Below are 14408 nucleotides of genomic sequence, written 5' to 3'. Positions count from 1 at the left end.
GATGCCGTTCCTACGGCCAGCGGACTCCCTGGCTGCCCACAGCGGACTTGCGGCAGTCGGGCAGCTTGGACACGGGCGTGATCACCGAGGCCGTCGCGTCGTCGAGCACGTAGCAGAGCTGGGCGTGCAGGACCTCCGCCTCGGCGGGCGTGAGGCGCAGCGCGAGGTCCGACTCGAAGGCACCGTCCCTGCGCAACCAGAGATCGATGGCGAGCGTCCCGTCCTCCTCACGCCGTACGGGCTTGCTGGGTACGCGACTTACCTGCATGCGTGGTTCGCTCATCAGGCCGCCACCCCCACGGACGCCGTCATCCGTCGCACGACCGGCTCGCCGATCCGATGCCCGTGGATCACCTGCGGCCCGACGTCGATCCCGTCGAGCGCGAGCACCAGCGCCCTGCGGCGCATGCGCTGCTCGTGCGCGATCAGATAGGGACGGACGCGGGAGGCGGGACGGCGTGCGGGCGCGGTCGCCTTTCTGCGGGACCTCAGCAAGTACGGCGGCAGCGCGGGGATCTCGGCACCGGTGACGAGGAGCCGGTAACCCGGTGGTCGCCGGACCACGTCCGACGCCGGGATGGGGACGAGTACGCGCAAGAGGCACGCGAGGAAGAGAACGGCGGCATGCACGAGTGCTCGCGCGAGGCCGGGCCGGATACGGTTGGACATGCTGACGCTCCTACGAGGCGTTGGCCAAGCCCCGGGGTGCCGCAAACACCGCCGGGGCGCTCGACGTTCGGACGGTTACCGATCGACTACCGTCCGACATCAAGATAGCCACAACCATGCTGCCGCATCAACGTTGATGCGCAATGGGAGTGGGTTGGTATATGCCGAAGCCGGTGGACATCACATGAGGTCGTCGAACTTCCTGGCCTTGGCCCCCGCCAGGAACGCCGCGAGCTTGGCGGGAGTCGTGCTGACGACCACGCCGGGCTCGTCGCTCTCCCTGACGAGTATCTGGCCGTCGACCACCGCCAGTTCGAGGCAGTTGCCCGACTGCTCGGAGTACGACGCCTTACGCCACTGAATCTCCAACGTCCTCACGCCCTCATAGCTCGTGCATCACCTTGCGAATGAAGTCACGCGAGCGTCCCGGGTCCAGGGACCGCTGCTCCATGCGGTCAAGTACAGCGCGGTAGTTGGTGAGGTGGGTCTCGGAGTCCAGGAACGTGACCCCGTACGGGACGTCGATCTGCACGGTGTCGAGCTGGCGTACCGGGCCGCTGGCGTACATCGTGGAACTGCCCGCGCTCGGGAAGCCGCCGGCCGAGAACGGCACCACCCGCAGGGTCACCGACTCCCGCTCGGACTGCTTCAGCAGCTCTTCCAACTGCCGCCTCACGACGTCACGGTCACCGAACAGCATCCGCAGTGCCGCTTCGTGGAGAAGGAACGAGCAGGCCGGCGGTTCTGGCCGGTCGAGCAGAGCCCGGCGCCGCAACCGGAACTCGACCTGGAGGTCGAGCGCCTGCGGCGTCAGCGGCGGGACGGCCTCACTGAAGACGGCCCTTGCGTAGTCCGAGTGCTGCAACAGTCCGGGGAGGTGTGTGATCTGCACATGCCGGAGGCCGACAGCGTGGTGCTCCATCTCGACCAGATCAAGCATGAACGAGGGCATGGAGTCCCGGTACTCGTCCCACCAACTGGAGCCGGCCCGCTCTCTGGCCATGCCTGCAAGCGCATCCACATAAGCCTGGTCCGAACACGAGTAGTTGGCAGCCCACACCCGCACCCGGTCCGCGCTCACCCCGAACCGGGCGGACTCGGTGTTGCTGATCGCCGTCTTGTCCACCCGGTGCAACGCGGCGGCCTCGGTGAGGGAGAGCCCGACCTGCTCACGCATCCGCCGCAGCTCAGCCCCGAGCCGCCGCTGGCGGGCGGTGGGGGACTTACGGATGGGCACGAAGGGCCTCCCGGTAGTTCGCGCCGACGCCGTTCTCAGGCGGCTGCGGCGGTGAGCTTTCCACTGAGCAACCTGGCAGCCAGGCCTTGCTTCATCGTGCGAATCTTCTCAAGGTTGTCCATCTCCGCAGCGATTTGCTGATCACAGGCATCCAGCTCGGTGGCCTCGCCCTCGGTGAAGACATGGACCTGGCGGGGTCTGCTGGATCGGCCCTTCGTCCCGCCTTCGCCCTTCCTCCGCCCGCAGGGACCGGACGTTCGCCACTCGGAATCTCAGCAGCATCCTGGCTTCTTCATGGCGGACAGATTAGTCACACCATGCGGCCGGCGTGGCCTGGTGCGCGGCGTGCGGCGGCCGACGTACGCAGGGTCGGCCGCCGCACGGCTGCCTCTTGGAAGCAGCGGATTGCGTCTTACAGGAACGAGTTGATCTCGATCGTCTCGTCGCGGCCCGGGCCCACACCGATCGCCGAGATCGGCGCCCCCGACATCTCCTCCAGTGCCTTGACGTAGTCCTGGGCGTTCTTGGGGAGGTCGGCGAAGGTCTTGGCCTTGCTGATGTCCTCGGACCAGCCGGGGAGCATCTCGTAGACCGGCTTCGCGTGGTGGAAGTCGGTCTGGGAGTAGGGGAGTTCCTCCACTCGCTTGCCGTCGATCTCGTACGCCACGCAGACCGGGATCTCCTCCCAGCCGGTCAGGACGTCGAGCTTGGTGAGGAAGAAGTCGGTGAGGCCGTTGACGCGGGTCGCGTAGCGGGCGATGACCGCGTCGAACCAGCCGCAGCGGCGGTCGCGGCCCGTCGTGACGCCGCGCTCGTGGCCGATGCGGCGCAGGGCCTCGCCGTCCTCGTCGAAGAGTTCGGTCGGGAAGGGGCCGGCGCCGACCCGGGTCGTGTAGGCCTTCAGGATGCCGATGACCCGGCTGATCTTCGTCGGGCCCACGCCCGCACCCGTGCAGGCGCCGCCCGCGGTCGGGTTCGACGAGGTGACGAAGGGGTACGTGCCGTGGTCTATGTCCAGGAGCGTGCCCTGGCCGCCCTCGAAGAGGACGACCTTGTTGTCTTCGAGAGCCTGGTTGAGGACCAGGACGGTGTCGGCGACGTACGGCTCGATCTGCGCGGCGTAGCCCAGCAGTTCCTCGACGACCTGGTTCACGGCGATCGCGCGGCGGTTGTAGAGCTTGGTCAGGATCTGGTTCTTGGCGTCGAGGGCCGCCTCGACCTTCTGGGTCAGGATCGACTCGTCGTACAGGTCCTGGACCCGGATGCCGACTCGGTTGATCTTGTCCGCGTACGTCGGTCCGATGCCGCGGCCGGTCGTGCCGATCTTCCGCTTCCCGAGGAAGCGTTCCGTCACCTTGTCCACGGTGACGTTGTACGGCGTGATGATGTGAGCGTTTCCGCTGAGCAGCAGCTTGGACGTGTCGACGCCGCGCTCGTTCAGACCGCTCAGCTCGGAGAGCAGGACCGACGGGTCGACGACGACGCCGTTTCCGATGACCGGCGTGCATTCAGGCGAGAGGATTCCGGAAGGGAGGAGGTGCAGGGCGTACTTCTGATCGCCCACTACCACCGTGTGGCCGGCGTTGTTGCCGCCCTGGTAGCGCACCACGTAGTCCACGGATCCACCGAGCAGGTCGGTGGCCTTTCCCTTGCCTTCGTCACCCCACTGAGCACCGAGCAGCACAAGTGCGGGCACAGGCGTACACCCCTTCCGGGTGGGGCATGTCCAAGGTCAGGGGCGTACGCTGCACGGCTTGTGCCGCGTACACCGGCGACCTTCGTTGGCCGCGACCCGTCGGACCGGATGCCCCGGAATAGACGAAGCCCCTGGCGCAATAGCGCAAGGGGCTCTTGCACAAAGATGCTACCCGAGGAAGCGAGGCATGACCGAGGTGGCGGCTTCCGACCAGCTCCTGGTGGTCATCGACCCGGTCGCCCGTCGCCATGACGGTGAGTCGGTACGGATCGCGAAAGACGTGCTCAGCGCGGGTGCGACCGTCAAACTGTGCCTCCCCGACGGGCCCGAGGAATTCGCCCGGGCACTGATCCGACGCGGGTCCCGGCGACCGGTCGTCGTGGGGGACGACCGGGCGTTTCTGCGGGCGGTGTCCCTTTTGCACCGGCAGCGGGAGCTGGCTGGATGTGCGCTGTCGGTGGTGCCGGTGGGGGGTGCGCTGTCGCTCGTACGGTCGTTGGGGGTGCCCACCGGTACCGTCGCCGCCGCGCGGGCCGTGCTCGACGGGGTCGAGCGGAGGCTGGATCTGCTCGCCGACGACAGCGACGGGGTGGTGCTGGGGGATCTGCGGATTCCGCCGCTCGCTGTGCCGCCGGGGACGGGGCATCCGGACGTCGCCGACCAGGATGCCGCCGAGGAGCCGTCCTCGCATCCCTGGCTGCGGACGTGCCAGTCGCTCGTACGGACGCTGGCGGCGCGGCCCTCCCGGGTGGTCTCCACGCCCGGGCCCGGCCCCTCCCGGCTCCGGGTCGAGGTCGACGGCGTCACCCTCGTCGACCTCGACCAGCCGGTGGAGGCGGTGTCGGTCACGCCCTGCGGTTCCGGTGCGCGGGTCGAGGTCCGGCCTGCGTCGGTGGGGGCGGAGGCCGCGCCGCTGGAGGCTGTCGCCCGGATCATCACCGTGTCGGGGGCGCATTTCCGCTACCGCGCGGACGCGGTGGTCAGCGGGCCGGTGCGGACTCGGACCTGGACGGTCCGGGAGGGGGCTTGGGGGCTTACGTTGCCGGGGTGAGGGGTGGGGTTTTCTCGCCCCCGCCGCCCTTACCCGTCCCGTACCAAGGGGCTCCGCCCCTGGACCCCGCTGGGGGCTGCGCCCCCAGACCCCCCGCTATCGGCCTGAACGGCCTCGTCCTCAAGCGCCGGACGGGCTGGTTGTGCCTGGCCTGCGCTGCATCGTTGAGCAAATCAGCCCAGGCCGCGGAAAATCAGCCCCTCCGGCGTTTGAGGAGCGGGGGCCCGGGGGCTGGCCCCCGGAAACGGGGTCCGGGGCGGAGCCCCAGGGACGGGACGGGTAGGGGCGGCGGGGGCGAAAACAGCCCCACCTACGCCGACAACGCGTCCGACTCGTCCTTCAGTCCCACCCCGGTGAGCCGCAGTTCGCGGGCCCGGTGCATCAGAGATGCCAGCTTGGCGGCAGCCGTCTCGTAGGTCAGGCCCAGCGGCGGGCGGATGTTGGACAGGCAGTTGCGGTCCGCGTCCGTCGTCGTGCCCGGGGCCGGGGCGTACGTGAGGTACGCGCCCAGGGAGTCCGCCGCGGACATGCCCGGGCGTTCGCCGACCAGGACCACGGTCATCGTCGCGCCCATGGCGTGGGCGATGTCGTCGCCGAGGGCGACCCGGGCCTGTTCGGCCAGGACGACCGGCGCGATCCGCCAGGCCCCCAGCCGTGTCATCGTCTCGCGCACCACCGGCGCCGCATGCTCGTGGACGGCCCGGCTGGACAGGCCGTCGGCGACGACGAAGACCACGTCCCACTCCCCCACGGGAAGGTGGACCCGGTCCGTGTCCTCCAGCCGCCGCCCCAGATCCGGCCGCTGAAGATACGTAAGCCGGTCCGCAGCCGCGCTCCGCACCCGCACGGTCGCCAGCCCCGTCCCCGCAAGCCCCGCCGCGACCACATCCGGCTCGAACGGCGAGTGCACCGCGTCCCGCGCGGCGGCATGCGCGGCCTGGAGTTCCAGCCGGTGCCGGGTCGGCAGCCCGGACCCCGCCCGGCCCAGCCCGATCCGCGCCTGGGTGTGCCGGCGAAGGGGGGCCCACAGCGCGGTATCGGGGGACTCAGGGGGCTCGATGGACTTGGAGGGCTCGATGGTCTCGGGGGCCACCAAGGCCCGTACCGCCATTGCCAGTTGACGATCCGTTGTATCCGCCGTATCCGTCATGCCGCCAGCTCCCTGCCGATCGCCGTCAGCGGATGCCCTGTACCCGTGACATCCCGTATCCCGCCCCGCTCGTCCAGCAACCCGATCCTGTCCAGCCACGCCTCGAACTCCGGGGCGGGACGCAGACCCAGTACCTGCCGGAGGTACAACGCGTCGTGGTACGAGGCCGATTGGTAGTTGAGCATGATGTCGTCGCCGCCCGGCGTGCAGATCACGAACGAAGCGCCCGCCACGCCGAGCATCGTCAGCATCGTGGCGATGTCGTCGTCGTCCGCGTCGGCGTGGTTCGTGTAGCAGATGTCCAGGCCCATCGGCAGGCCCAGCAACTTGCCGCAGAAGTGGTCCTCCAGGGCAGCCCGGAGGATCTGGCGGCCGTCGTAGAGGTACTCCGGGCCGATGAAACCCACCACCGTGTTGACCAGGAGGGGGTCGTAGCGGCGGGCGACCGCGTACGCGCGGGCCTCCACCGTCTGCTGGTCCACTCCGTGGTGTGCGTCGGCGGACAGTGCGCTGCCCTGGCCGGTCTCGAAGTACAGGGCGTTCGAGCCCACCGTGCCCCGGCCCAGTGAGGCCGCGGCCTCGTGCGCCTCGTCCAGCAGGCTCAGCGTGACGCCGAAGGAGGCGTTCGCGGCCTGTGTACCCGCGATGGACTGGAAGACGAGGTCCACGGGAGCGCCACGCGACATCAGGTCGATGCTCGTCGTGACGTGGCTGAGGACGCAGGACTGGGTCGGGATCGCGTACCGCTGGATCACGCCGTCCAGCAGTTCCAGCAGGTCCCGTACGGCCTTGGGGCTGTCGGTCGCCGGGTTGATGCCGATGACCGCGTCGCCGGAGCCGAGCAGCAGGCCGTCCAGCAGGGCGGCCGCCACTCCCGCCGGGTCGTCCGTGGGGTGGTTGGGCTGGAGGCGGGTGGCGAGGCGGCCGGGCAGGCCGATCGTGGAGCGGAAGGCGGTGACGACGTGCGCCTTGCGGGCGACGGCGACGAGGTCGGCGTTGCCCATCAGCTTGGAGACGGCGGCCACCATCTCGGGCGTCAGGCCGGGCGCCAGCGCGGTCAGCGTCGTCGCGTCCGCCGCCTCGGACAGCAGCCACTCGCGGAACTCCCCGACCGTGAGCGACGACACCGGTGCGAAGGCCGCCGCGTCGTGCGTGTCGACGATGAGGCGCGTCACGTCGTCGCTCTCGTACGGGATCACCGGCTCGGCGAGGAACCGTGCGAGCGGCACCTCCGCGAGCGCCCATCGCGCCGCGACCCGCGCCTGCGCCGACTCGGCGGCGAGCCCTGCGAGCCGGTCGCCGGAGCGCTCGGGGCTCGCGGCGGCAAGCAGCCTGGGCAAGTCGCCGAACTGATGGCTCCGGCCGCCGAGGGTCGCGGTGTAGGTGCTCATGGCGGCGACCGTACGAGGGGGTGGCCGACGGGGTCCATGGAAAGAAGACGTATGGAAGAAGAGTTAACGCAGACGTTCGTTCTAAAGGTCTAGTTGACAAGCATTTAACGCCCAGACCTGTGAGCCGACTCAATCATCCAGCAGGATTCCGGCGTCACAATGGTCGTCCTGGCGATCTTTGCGATCTCTTCGGTCGGCCGACATGGGTCAACATGGGCGTCGCGGACCAGGGAGCGCTACCCGAACAGCCTGGCCCGCTCCACACGCCAGCGGTCCATCAGGGCCTGCAGCTCGCCCTCGAGGAACTCGAAGAAGGCCAGGGTCTCGGCGAGCCGGCGGCCGGCGGGGGTCTCGGGGCCGAGACCGTCGACGCCCTCCCGCAGGGTGTACTCCCAGCGCTTGAGCACCGCGTCCCGGTTGGTCACCGCCTCGTACCACTGATTGCTGTGCACCCGGTACCGCTCGCGCCGGGAGCCGGGGTCACGTTCACGCGAGACCATGTGCTGCTGCGCGAGGTAGCGCACCGCTCCGGAGACGGCAGCCGGGCTGATCTGCAGTTGCTCGCCGAGTTCGACGGAGGTCATCGCCCCGGAGTCGGAGGCGAGCAGCGCCGCGAACACCCGGGCCGCCATGCGCTGCATCCCGGCCTCGACCAACTGCGCGGCGAAGCTCTCGACGAACTTCGAGACCGCCTCCGGGTCCCGTCCCGCCGCACTCGGTTCGCTCATCTCTCGATCCTCTCCCCTGTTCAGCGCTGCTCAGCGCGCCGTTGTCGATTCTAGCCGGACGTTTTAACGCTTCCTTAACTTCACAAATTTGTGAAACACGCGTAGGTTAAAAATCATGACGAAGGCAAACTGTGCCGTTGAGGTATCCGGACTGCACAAGTCGTTCGGCAGGACACACGCGCTGGACGGCCTCGACCTGAACGTCGAGACCGGCGAAGTCCACGGCTTCCTCGGCCCCAACGGCGCCGGGAAGTCCACCACCATCCGCGTCCTGCTGGGCCTGCTGCGCGCCGACGCCGGCGCCGCGCAGGTACTCGGCCGGGACCCCTGGGCCGACGCGGTGGAGCTGCACCGCCAGGTCGCGTACGTCCCCGGCGACGTGACCCTCTGGCGCAACCTCTCCGGAGGCGAGGTCATCGACCTGTACGGGCGGCTGCGCGGAGGGCTCGACAAGGCGCGGCGGGCCGACCTGATCGAGCGGTTCGAGCTCGACCCGACGAAGAAGGGGCGCACGTACTCCAAGGGCAACCGGCAGAAGGTCGCCCTCGTCGCCGCCTTCGCCTCGGACGTCGACCTGCTGATCCTGGACGAGCCGACCTCCGGCCTCGACCCGTTGATGGAGGAGGTCTTCCAGCGGTGCGTGGAGGAGGAGCGGGACCGGGGTCGCACCATCCTGCTGTCCTCGCACATCCTCAGCGAGGTCGAGGAACTCTGCGACCGCGTGAGCATCATCCGCAAGGGCGTCACCGTGGAGAGCGGATCACTCGCGGATCTGCGCCATCTGACCCGTACGAGCGTCACCGCCGAACTGGCCGGTGAGCCCAACGGGTTGGGGAGGCTCCCTGGCGTCCACGACCTGGACATCCAGGGCAGGCGAGTGAGGCTCCAGGTCGAGAGCGACAAGCTGGACGCGGTGCTGCGGTCGCTGACCGAGTCGGGCGTACGGTCGTTGACCTCGACGCCGCCGACGCTGGAGGAGCTGTTCATGCGGCACTACCAGGACGAGGTCGCCGCGGAGGCGATGTCGCGATGACCGCCGTGGCCACCAACACCAAGTTCGCCGTACGGACCGGGGGTTCGCGTCAACTCGCCGGAACCGGCGCCCTGTTGAGGCTCGCACTGCGCCGCGACCGGGTGATGATCCCCCTGTGGGTCGGCGTCATCGCCCTGATGGTGCTCTCCATGCCGGGCTCGCTGGAGAGCGTGTACTCCACTGCCGCCGAACGCGCCGACGTGGTCCGGCAGCTGGCGACGAACAGCTCGCTGCGCGCCACGTACGGGCCGGTGTTCAGCGACTCGATCGGCGGGCTCGTCGCCTGGCGCATCGGAGTGTTCGCGGGGGTGCTGGCCGGGGTCATGAGCCTGTTCATCGTCGTACGGCACACCCGGGACGAGGAGGAGAGCGGCCGTCAGGAGATGGTCTCGGCCGGGATGGTGGGGCGGCGCGCCCCGCTGACCGCGGCGCTGCTCGCGGCGTTCGTCGCGAACGCGGCGCTGGCGCTGCTCATCGCCGGAGGCCTCGCCGGGCAGGGTTCGTCGGGCGCACTGGCGCTCGGGCTCGGCACGGCCGGCGTCGGCATGGTCTTCGCCACGATGGCGGCGATCGTCGCGCAGCTCACGGAGAGCGCGCGGCTCGCGAAGGGGCTGACGGGCGGGCTGCTGGGCGCGGCGTTCGTGCTGCGGGCGGCGGGCGACTCGGCCTCGGAGGACGGTTCGCACGTGCTGACCTGGCTCTCGCCGATCGGCTGGCTGGAGAATCTGCGGTCGTTCGCCGACGAACGCTGGTGGGTGCTGCTGCTGTTCGTGGCCGCCGTCGCGGTCCAGGGCGTGGCCGCGTACGAGCTGACCGGCCGCCGCGATGTCGGCATGAGCTTCCTGCCGACCCGGCCGGGGCCCGCCGTCGGCCGGCTCGGTACGGCGGGGGCGCTGGCCTGGCGGCTGCAGCGCGGCAGCGTACTCGGCTGGAGCCTCGGGTTCTTCGCCGCGGGGGCCGCCTTCGGCGGGATCACGAAAGGGGCGACGGACCTGGTCGGCGACAACGACCGGACCCGGGACATCATCGAGCGGATGGGCGGTCAGTCCGGGATCACGGACGCGTTCCTCGCCACGATGGCCGGCATGCTCGGGATGGTCGCCGCGCTGTACATCGTGCAGTCCGTGCTCCGGCTGCACGGCGAGGAGACCTCGCAGCGCGCCGAGCCGGTCCTCGCGAACGCGGTGGGCCGTCTGCGCTGGGCCTTCGGCCACCTGCTCATCGCCTTCGGCGGGTCCGTACTGATCATGCTCCTCGGCGGCCTCGGTCTGGCGGCCGGCTACGGCCAGGACCTCGGCCCCATCGTCGGCGCCTGCCTCGTCCAGCTCCCCGCGATCTGGACGATCGGCGGCCTCGCGGTGCTCCTGCACGGGGTGTCTCCGCAGGTGGCGCTCGGCGCGTGGGGGGTGGCCGGCGCCGCCCTGCTCCTGGGCTGGATCGGCCCGGCTCTGGAACTGCCCGAGCCGGTCATGGACCTCTCACCGTTCGGCCACCTGCCGAAACTGCCGGGCGGCGACATGACGTGGACACCGGTACTGATCCTGACGGCCATCGCCGCCGCCCTGGTCACGGGAGGCCTGGCGGCCCTGCGGCGACGGGACATGAGCACGTGACGGAACCCATGGCCCGCCAGGCGCGTCCCTTGCGGGCATGGAGCGACGGGAAAGCGCGGCGTCGTGTGGGGGATGTGTCCTGGCGGTGGCCGGGGCGTCGGTGGCGGCACTCGTCTGGGCCTCCTCGGAGCGTACGCGGCTGCACATGGGCGGCGGTTTCGAGGGCGAGGGCACGGACTACAGCGTGCTGCTCACCGAGCTGCCGCTCGTCGTGGCAGCCGGAGCCGCCCTACCCGCCCTCGCCTGTGCGCTGCTGATACGTGTGTTGCGCAGGCGCCGCCGGGCCACGGCCGCCACCACGGACACGGCCCCGGCCACGGCCACTGACTCAGAGCTCCACGAGTAGTTCCTTGAGGCCGCGGATGACGAAGTTCGGCTTGCGCTCCGGCTCGGCGGCCAGGCGGAGTGTCGGTGCCCGGTCGAGCAACGCGCCCAGGGACGCGGCCAGTTCGATACGGGCCAGGGGTGCGCCGATGCAGTAGTGGATCCCCGCGCTGAACGAGATGTGCGGGTTCTCCCGCCGGGCGAGGTCGAGTTCCTCGGGGCGGGTGAAGACCGCCGGGTCGTGGTTGGCGGAGCCGAAGAGCATTGCCACCTCGCTGCCCCTCGGGATCACCGTGCCGTCGATCTCGATCTCGTCCAGCACCCAGCGCTCGAAGAGCTGGAGCGGAGTGTCGTAGCGCATCAGTTCTTCCACAGCTGTGGACAACAGTGCGCGGTCGGCGCGGAGAGCCGCCAGCTGGTCGGGGTTGCGGAACAGCGCCCACCAGCCGTTGACCGTGGCGTTCACCGTCGCCTCGTGCCCCGCGTTGAGGAGCAGGACGCAGGTGGAGATCATCTCCTGCTCGGTCAGCCGATCGCCCTCCTCGTACGCCTCGATCAGACCCGAGATCAGATCGTCCCCCGGCTCCTTGCGCCGAACAGCGATCAACTCCCGCAGATACTCGGTGAATTCGACCGACGCCCGGACCGCTTTCGCCGCCGTCTCCTGTGACGGGTTCAGCTCGTACATCCCGCAGATGTCCGCCGACCAGGGCCGCAGCGGGGCACGGTCGGACTCCGGAATGCCCAGCATTTCGGCGATCACGGCGACCGGCAGCGGCTCGGCGACCGTCGTCAGCAGATCGCCTCCGCCGTCTGCGACGAGGCCCGCGACCAGCTCGTTCGCCAGCTTGTGGACGTACGGGCGCAGCCCCTCGACCGTACGCGGCGTGAACGCCTTCGACACCAGGCGCCGGATCCGGGTGTGGTCCGGCGGCTCCAGGTCGAGCATGCCGTGGTCGTTGAGCACATGAAACGGCTCGTGCTCGACCGGCGGCGCCGTCCGCCCGAAGTCCTCGTGCGTGAACCGGTGCTGATACGTCCGCCCCAGCCGCCGGTCCCTCAGCAACGCCGACACGTCCGCGTGACGCGGCACCAGCCACTGGTTGGTGGGCTCGTAGTAGTGCACCCGCCCCCGGTCACGCAGCTCGGCATACGCAGGGTAGGGATCGGCGACGAACCCGGGATCCCAGGGGTTGAACGCGTCGAGAGCACGGTCGGAGTCAGAGGAGTTGGAGGAGTCGGAAAGGTCTGCCATGTCGGGACGCTAACCTGCCGCGTCTCGGCCCACCAGAGCCGCCCCCTCCGTGGAACGCCACACCCTCCTCCGAACGGCACGCGCTTCCGTCCCGGCGTGCCTCTCTTCCGGGCTTGCCCTCCCATCCCGGCGTGCCCCCTCACCCCGAGGTGACTCCTCACCCCGGCGTGACCAGCCTCGCCTCGTACGCGAACACCGCCGCCTGGGTCCGGTCCCGCAGGCCCAGCTTCACCAGGATCCGACTCACATGAGTCTTGATCGTCGACTCGGCGACCACGAGCCGCTCGGCTATCTCGCCGTTGGACAGCCCCTGCGCGATGAGCACCAGCACCTCCGTCTCCCGCTCGGTCAGATCTCCGTACGCCGCCCGCGCGGTGGCCGACAGCCGCGGCGCCTCCGACAGCTTCGAGAACTCCGTGATCAACCGCCTGGTGACGGACGGCGCGAGCAGGGCCTCGCCGGCCGCCACCACCCTTACACCGTCCGCGAGTTGGCGGGCCGAGGCATCCTTCAGGAGGAAGCCCGACGCACCGGCGCGGAGCGCCTGGTACACGTACTCGTCGAGATCGAACGTGGTCAGCACCAGCACCTTGGCCCCGCCGTCCGCGGCGACTATCTCCCGGGTCGCCTCGATGCCGTTGAGCTCGGGCATACGAATGTCCATCAGGACCACGTCGGGAGCGAGCTCCCGCACCCGGTCCACCGCGTCCCGCCCGTTGACCGCCTCGCCGACCACCTCGATGTCCGGCATCGCGCCGAGCAGCACCGAGAACCCTTCGCGGACCATCATCTGGTCATCGGCGATCAACACCCGGATGGTCATACGGAGTCTCCCGAGTCCCTCGAGGTCTCCGTGTCGGAGACGGGCACCGGCAGGAAGACCGTCACCTCGTACCCCCCGTCGTCCGTCGCGGCCGCCGTCATCTCACCGTTCAGCATCGTCACCCGCTCCCGCATCCCCGTGATCCCGTGCCCGGCACCGGGCGAGGGCTTCACCGGCTCGGTCGCCGGACCGTTGACGATCCGCAGCCCGAGGCCGCCCAGCACATAGCCGATCTCCACGCGGGCCGAGGCACCAGGCGCATGCCGCAGCGCGTTGCTGAGCGCCTCCTGGACTATTCGGTACGCGGACAGCTCTATGCCCTGCGGGAGTTCACGGACGGCTCCGGTGATCACCTTCTCGACGGTCAGGCCGGCGTTGCGCACATTGGTCAGCAGACCGTTCAGGTCGGCGAGCGTCGGCTGCGGGGCGTCGGGGGCCTCGTAATCCTCAGCGCGAACGACACCGAGGACGCGGCGCAGCTCGGAGAGCGCGATCACCGCGTTCTCCCGTATCACCGCGAACGCGTGCTCCAGCTCCGGCGGCGGGTTCTCCACCCGGTAGGGCGCGGCCTCCGCCTGGATCGCGACCACCGACATGTGGTGGGCAACCACATCGTGCAGCTCGCGGGCGATGGTGGTGCGCTCCTCGAGCAGGGTGCGCTTGGAGCGCTCGTGCTCGGTCACCGTCTGCTGGGCGATCACCTGCCGCTCTGCCGTACGGCGTATGTGGACGACGGCGACGACCAGGAGGGCCAGTGCGGAGACGAACAGCATCGGGCCGGTGTTGGAGGAGTAATAGTCCGAGCCGAAGACGGCCTCCGCGAGGATTCCGTAGCAAGCCGTCAGAGCCCACATCCACGCGGCCGTGCGGGGACGCGTCCGCAGCGCCACGACCGTGAGCACCACCAAGTGCGCGGCGAAAGCACCGGGCGGCCAGGGCCAGTCGGGCCAGCCGTCACCGTTGAACGCCGCGGCGACCGGGGTCGCCGCGGCGGACGCCCAGAAGGCGCCGACGGGCCGGACCAACGTCAGCAGGACCGGGATCAGCGCGAGGAGGGCACTGATCGCCGCGCTGATCTCACCGCCGTGGCTCGCGGTGCCGGCTATGGCCATCGCCAGCAGGCCGGCCCCTAGCACCACGGCGTGCGGGGTCCACCCCGCGTACTCCCGCAGGCGCCCGGGCAGCCGCCGGGTGATCGGGCCGTCCACGCTCATGCGCGGCAGCGGGCGGTAGGCGAACGCGTCGTGGACCAGCTCCTGCCGCAGCCCGCGCAGGGCGTCCACGGCCAGCCGGTACTCAGGACTGCGCGACTTGGCTCCGCCCCGCGGGGGTGTCGTCTGAGTCTGGGTCGTCTCGGTCACGTTCAAAACAGTAAGCGGCGGGCGGCTCGCGGTCGTCACCAGTGAGAAGGGTCCTCCGAGGTCCCTCTCAGGTACTA

The 14408-nt window shown here is 69.9% G+C and carries 15 protein-coding genes; 4 read left to right on the top strand and 11 right to left on the bottom strand.

The genetic code is table 11. The annotated features are described in order from the left end of the window. Positions 1-10: 10 nt before the first annotated feature. The 5 genes from OP79_RS22440 to OP79_RS22425 form a co-directional block, all read right to left on the bottom strand. Positions 11-283, bottom strand: coding sequence for a hypothetical protein (locus OP79_RS22440; protein ID WP_157857345.1), 273 nt, complete (start codon positions 281-283; stop codon positions 11-13). Then, entirely contained in the window at positions 283-669 is a 387-nt protein-coding gene (locus OP79_RS50490; RefSeq protein WP_051744817.1) for a hypothetical protein, read from the bottom strand. Before OP79_RS50490 ends, OP79_RS22440 begins: the two co-directional genes overlap by 1 nt. Positions 670-849: 180 nt before the next feature. Beyond that, positions 850-1047 (bottom strand): DUF397 domain-containing protein, encoded by a 198-nt coding sequence (locus tag OP79_RS22435; protein ID WP_033322187.1) that lies wholly within the window; start codon positions 1045-1047, stop codon positions 850-852. A 4-nt stretch (positions 1048-1051) separates the two neighbouring features. Next, complete coding sequence (locus tag OP79_RS22430; RefSeq protein ID WP_033322184.1) at positions 1052-1906, bottom strand: helix-turn-helix domain-containing protein; 855 nt, start codon at positions 1904-1906, stop codon at positions 1052-1054. Between the two features lie 412 nt (positions 1907-2318). Then, positions 2319-3602 carry an adenylosuccinate synthase gene (locus tag OP79_RS22425; RefSeq protein WP_033322182.1) on the bottom strand — a complete coding sequence of 428 codons (1284 nt, stop codon included), beginning with the start codon at positions 3600-3602 and terminating at the stop codon, positions 2319-2321. 187 nt (positions 3603-3789) lie between these two features. Here OP79_RS22425 and OP79_RS22420 point away from each other — a divergent pair, with 187 nt between their 5' ends. Beyond that, the gene (locus OP79_RS22420) at positions 3790-4653 is read left to right on the top strand and encodes a diacylglycerol kinase family protein (RefSeq protein WP_033322180.1); all 864 of its coding nucleotides are present in this window, start codon (positions 3790-3792) and stop codon (positions 4651-4653) included. A gap of 310 nt (positions 4654-4963) precedes the next feature. Here the strand turns inward: OP79_RS22420 and eutC are convergent, their stop codons facing one another. The 3 genes from eutC to OP79_RS22405 all read right to left on the bottom strand — a co-directional run bounded on the left by eutC (position 4964) and on the right by OP79_RS22405 (position 7922). Then, positions 4964-5803, bottom strand: coding sequence for an ethanolamine ammonia-lyase subunit EutC (eutC, locus tag OP79_RS22415; protein WP_245685409.1), 840 nt, complete (start codon positions 5801-5803; stop codon positions 4964-4966). Further along, on the bottom strand, positions 5800-7194 hold the full coding sequence (locus OP79_RS22410) for an ethanolamine ammonia-lyase subunit EutB (RefSeq protein ID WP_033322177.1): 1395 nt from the start codon (positions 7192-7194) through the stop codon (positions 5800-5802). Before OP79_RS22410 ends, eutC begins: the two co-directional genes overlap by 4 nt. A gap of 236 nt (positions 7195-7430) precedes the next feature. Continuing rightward, positions 7431-7922 (bottom strand): GbsR/MarR family transcriptional regulator, encoded by a 492-nt coding sequence (locus OP79_RS22405; RefSeq protein WP_033322175.1) that lies wholly within the window; start codon positions 7920-7922, stop codon positions 7431-7433. A 115-nt stretch (positions 7923-8037) separates the two neighbouring features. Between OP79_RS22405 and OP79_RS22400 the strand changes: the two genes are divergently transcribed. From OP79_RS22400 to OP79_RS22390, 3 genes are read left to right on the top strand one after another with little or no spacing between them, the layout of a single operon-like run. After that, a complete protein-coding gene (locus OP79_RS22400; RefSeq protein ID WP_033322172.1) occupies positions 8038-8955 on the top strand; it encodes an ABC transporter ATP-binding protein in 918 nt (305 codons plus the stop codon). Continuing rightward, entirely contained in the window at positions 8952-10568 is a 1617-nt protein-coding gene (locus OP79_RS22395; protein ID WP_033322170.1) for an ABC transporter permease, read from the top strand. The genes OP79_RS22400 and OP79_RS22395 overlap by 4 nt, the downstream gene beginning before the upstream one ends. Before the next feature lie 37 nt (positions 10569-10605). Then, positions 10606-10914 carry a hypothetical protein gene (locus tag OP79_RS22390; RefSeq protein ID WP_033322168.1) on the top strand — a complete coding sequence of 103 codons (309 nt, stop codon included), beginning with the start codon at positions 10606-10608 and terminating at the stop codon, positions 10912-10914. Here the strand turns inward: OP79_RS22390 and OP79_RS22385 are convergent. The 3 genes from OP79_RS22385 to OP79_RS22375 all read right to left on the bottom strand — a co-directional run bounded on the left by OP79_RS22385 (position 10897) and on the right by OP79_RS22375 (position 14331). Continuing rightward, entirely contained in the window at positions 10897-12147 is a 1251-nt protein-coding gene (locus tag OP79_RS22385) for a cytochrome P450 (RefSeq protein ID WP_033322166.1), read from the bottom strand. The two genes, OP79_RS22390 and OP79_RS22385, sit on opposite strands and share 18 nt — an antisense overlap. A gap of 157 nt (positions 12148-12304) precedes the next feature. Then, on the bottom strand, positions 12305-12970 hold the full coding sequence (locus OP79_RS22380) for a response regulator (RefSeq protein WP_033322164.1): 666 nt from the start codon (positions 12968-12970) through the stop codon (positions 12305-12307). Next, a complete protein-coding gene (locus OP79_RS22375) occupies positions 12967-14331 on the bottom strand; it encodes a sensor histidine kinase (protein WP_033322463.1) in 1365 nt (454 codons plus the stop codon). The genes OP79_RS22380 and OP79_RS22375 overlap by 4 nt, the downstream gene beginning before the upstream one ends. Positions 14332-14408: the final 77 nt, after the last annotated feature.

It is taken from the genome of Streptomyces yerevanensis (assembly GCF_000716805.1).
Lineage (GTDB): Bacteria > Actinomycetota > Actinomycetes > Streptomycetales > Streptomycetaceae > Streptomyces > Streptomyces flaveus.
The sequence above is the reverse complement of the archived record's forward strand: the minus strand, read 5'-3'. Positions and strand labels throughout refer to the sequence as shown.

Coding starts and splice junctions, on each gene's coding strand:
- OP79_RS22385 (WP_033322166.1), bottom strand. CDS start 12,147: ATGGCAGACCTTTCCGACTCCTCCAACTCCTCTGACTCCGACCGTGCT.
- OP79_RS22410 (WP_033322177.1), bottom strand. CDS start 7,194: ATGAGCACCTACACCGCGACCCTCGGCGGCCGGAGCCATCAGTTCGGC.
- OP79_RS22400 (WP_033322172.1), top strand. CDS start 8,038: ATGACGAAGGCAAACTGTGCCGTTGAGGTATCCGGACTGCACAAGTCG.
- OP79_RS22405 (WP_033322175.1), bottom strand. CDS start 7,922: ATGAGCGAACCGAGTGCGGCGGGACGGGACCCGGAGGCGGTCTCGAAG.
- OP79_RS22390 (WP_033322168.1), top strand. CDS start 10,606: ATGGAGCGACGGGAAAGCGCGGCGTCGTGTGGGGGATGTGTCCTGGCG.
- OP79_RS50490 (WP_051744817.1), bottom strand. CDS start 669: ATGTCCAACCGTATCCGGCCCGGCCTCGCGCGAGCACTCGTGCATGCC.
- OP79_RS22380 (WP_033322164.1), bottom strand. CDS start 12,970: ATGACCATCCGGGTGTTGATCGCCGATGACCAGATGATGGTCCGCGAA.
- eutC (WP_245685409.1), bottom strand. CDS start 5,803: ATGACGGATACGGCGGATACAACGGATCGTCAACTGGCAATGGCGGTA.
- OP79_RS22395 (WP_033322170.1), top strand. CDS start 8,952: ATGACCGCCGTGGCCACCAACACCAAGTTCGCCGTACGGACCGGGGGT.
- OP79_RS22440 (WP_157857345.1), bottom strand. CDS start 283: ATGAGCGAACCACGCATGCAGGTAAGTCGCGTACCCAGCAAGCCCGTA.
- OP79_RS22420 (WP_033322180.1), top strand. CDS start 3,790: ATGACCGAGGTGGCGGCTTCCGACCAGCTCCTGGTGGTCATCGACCCG.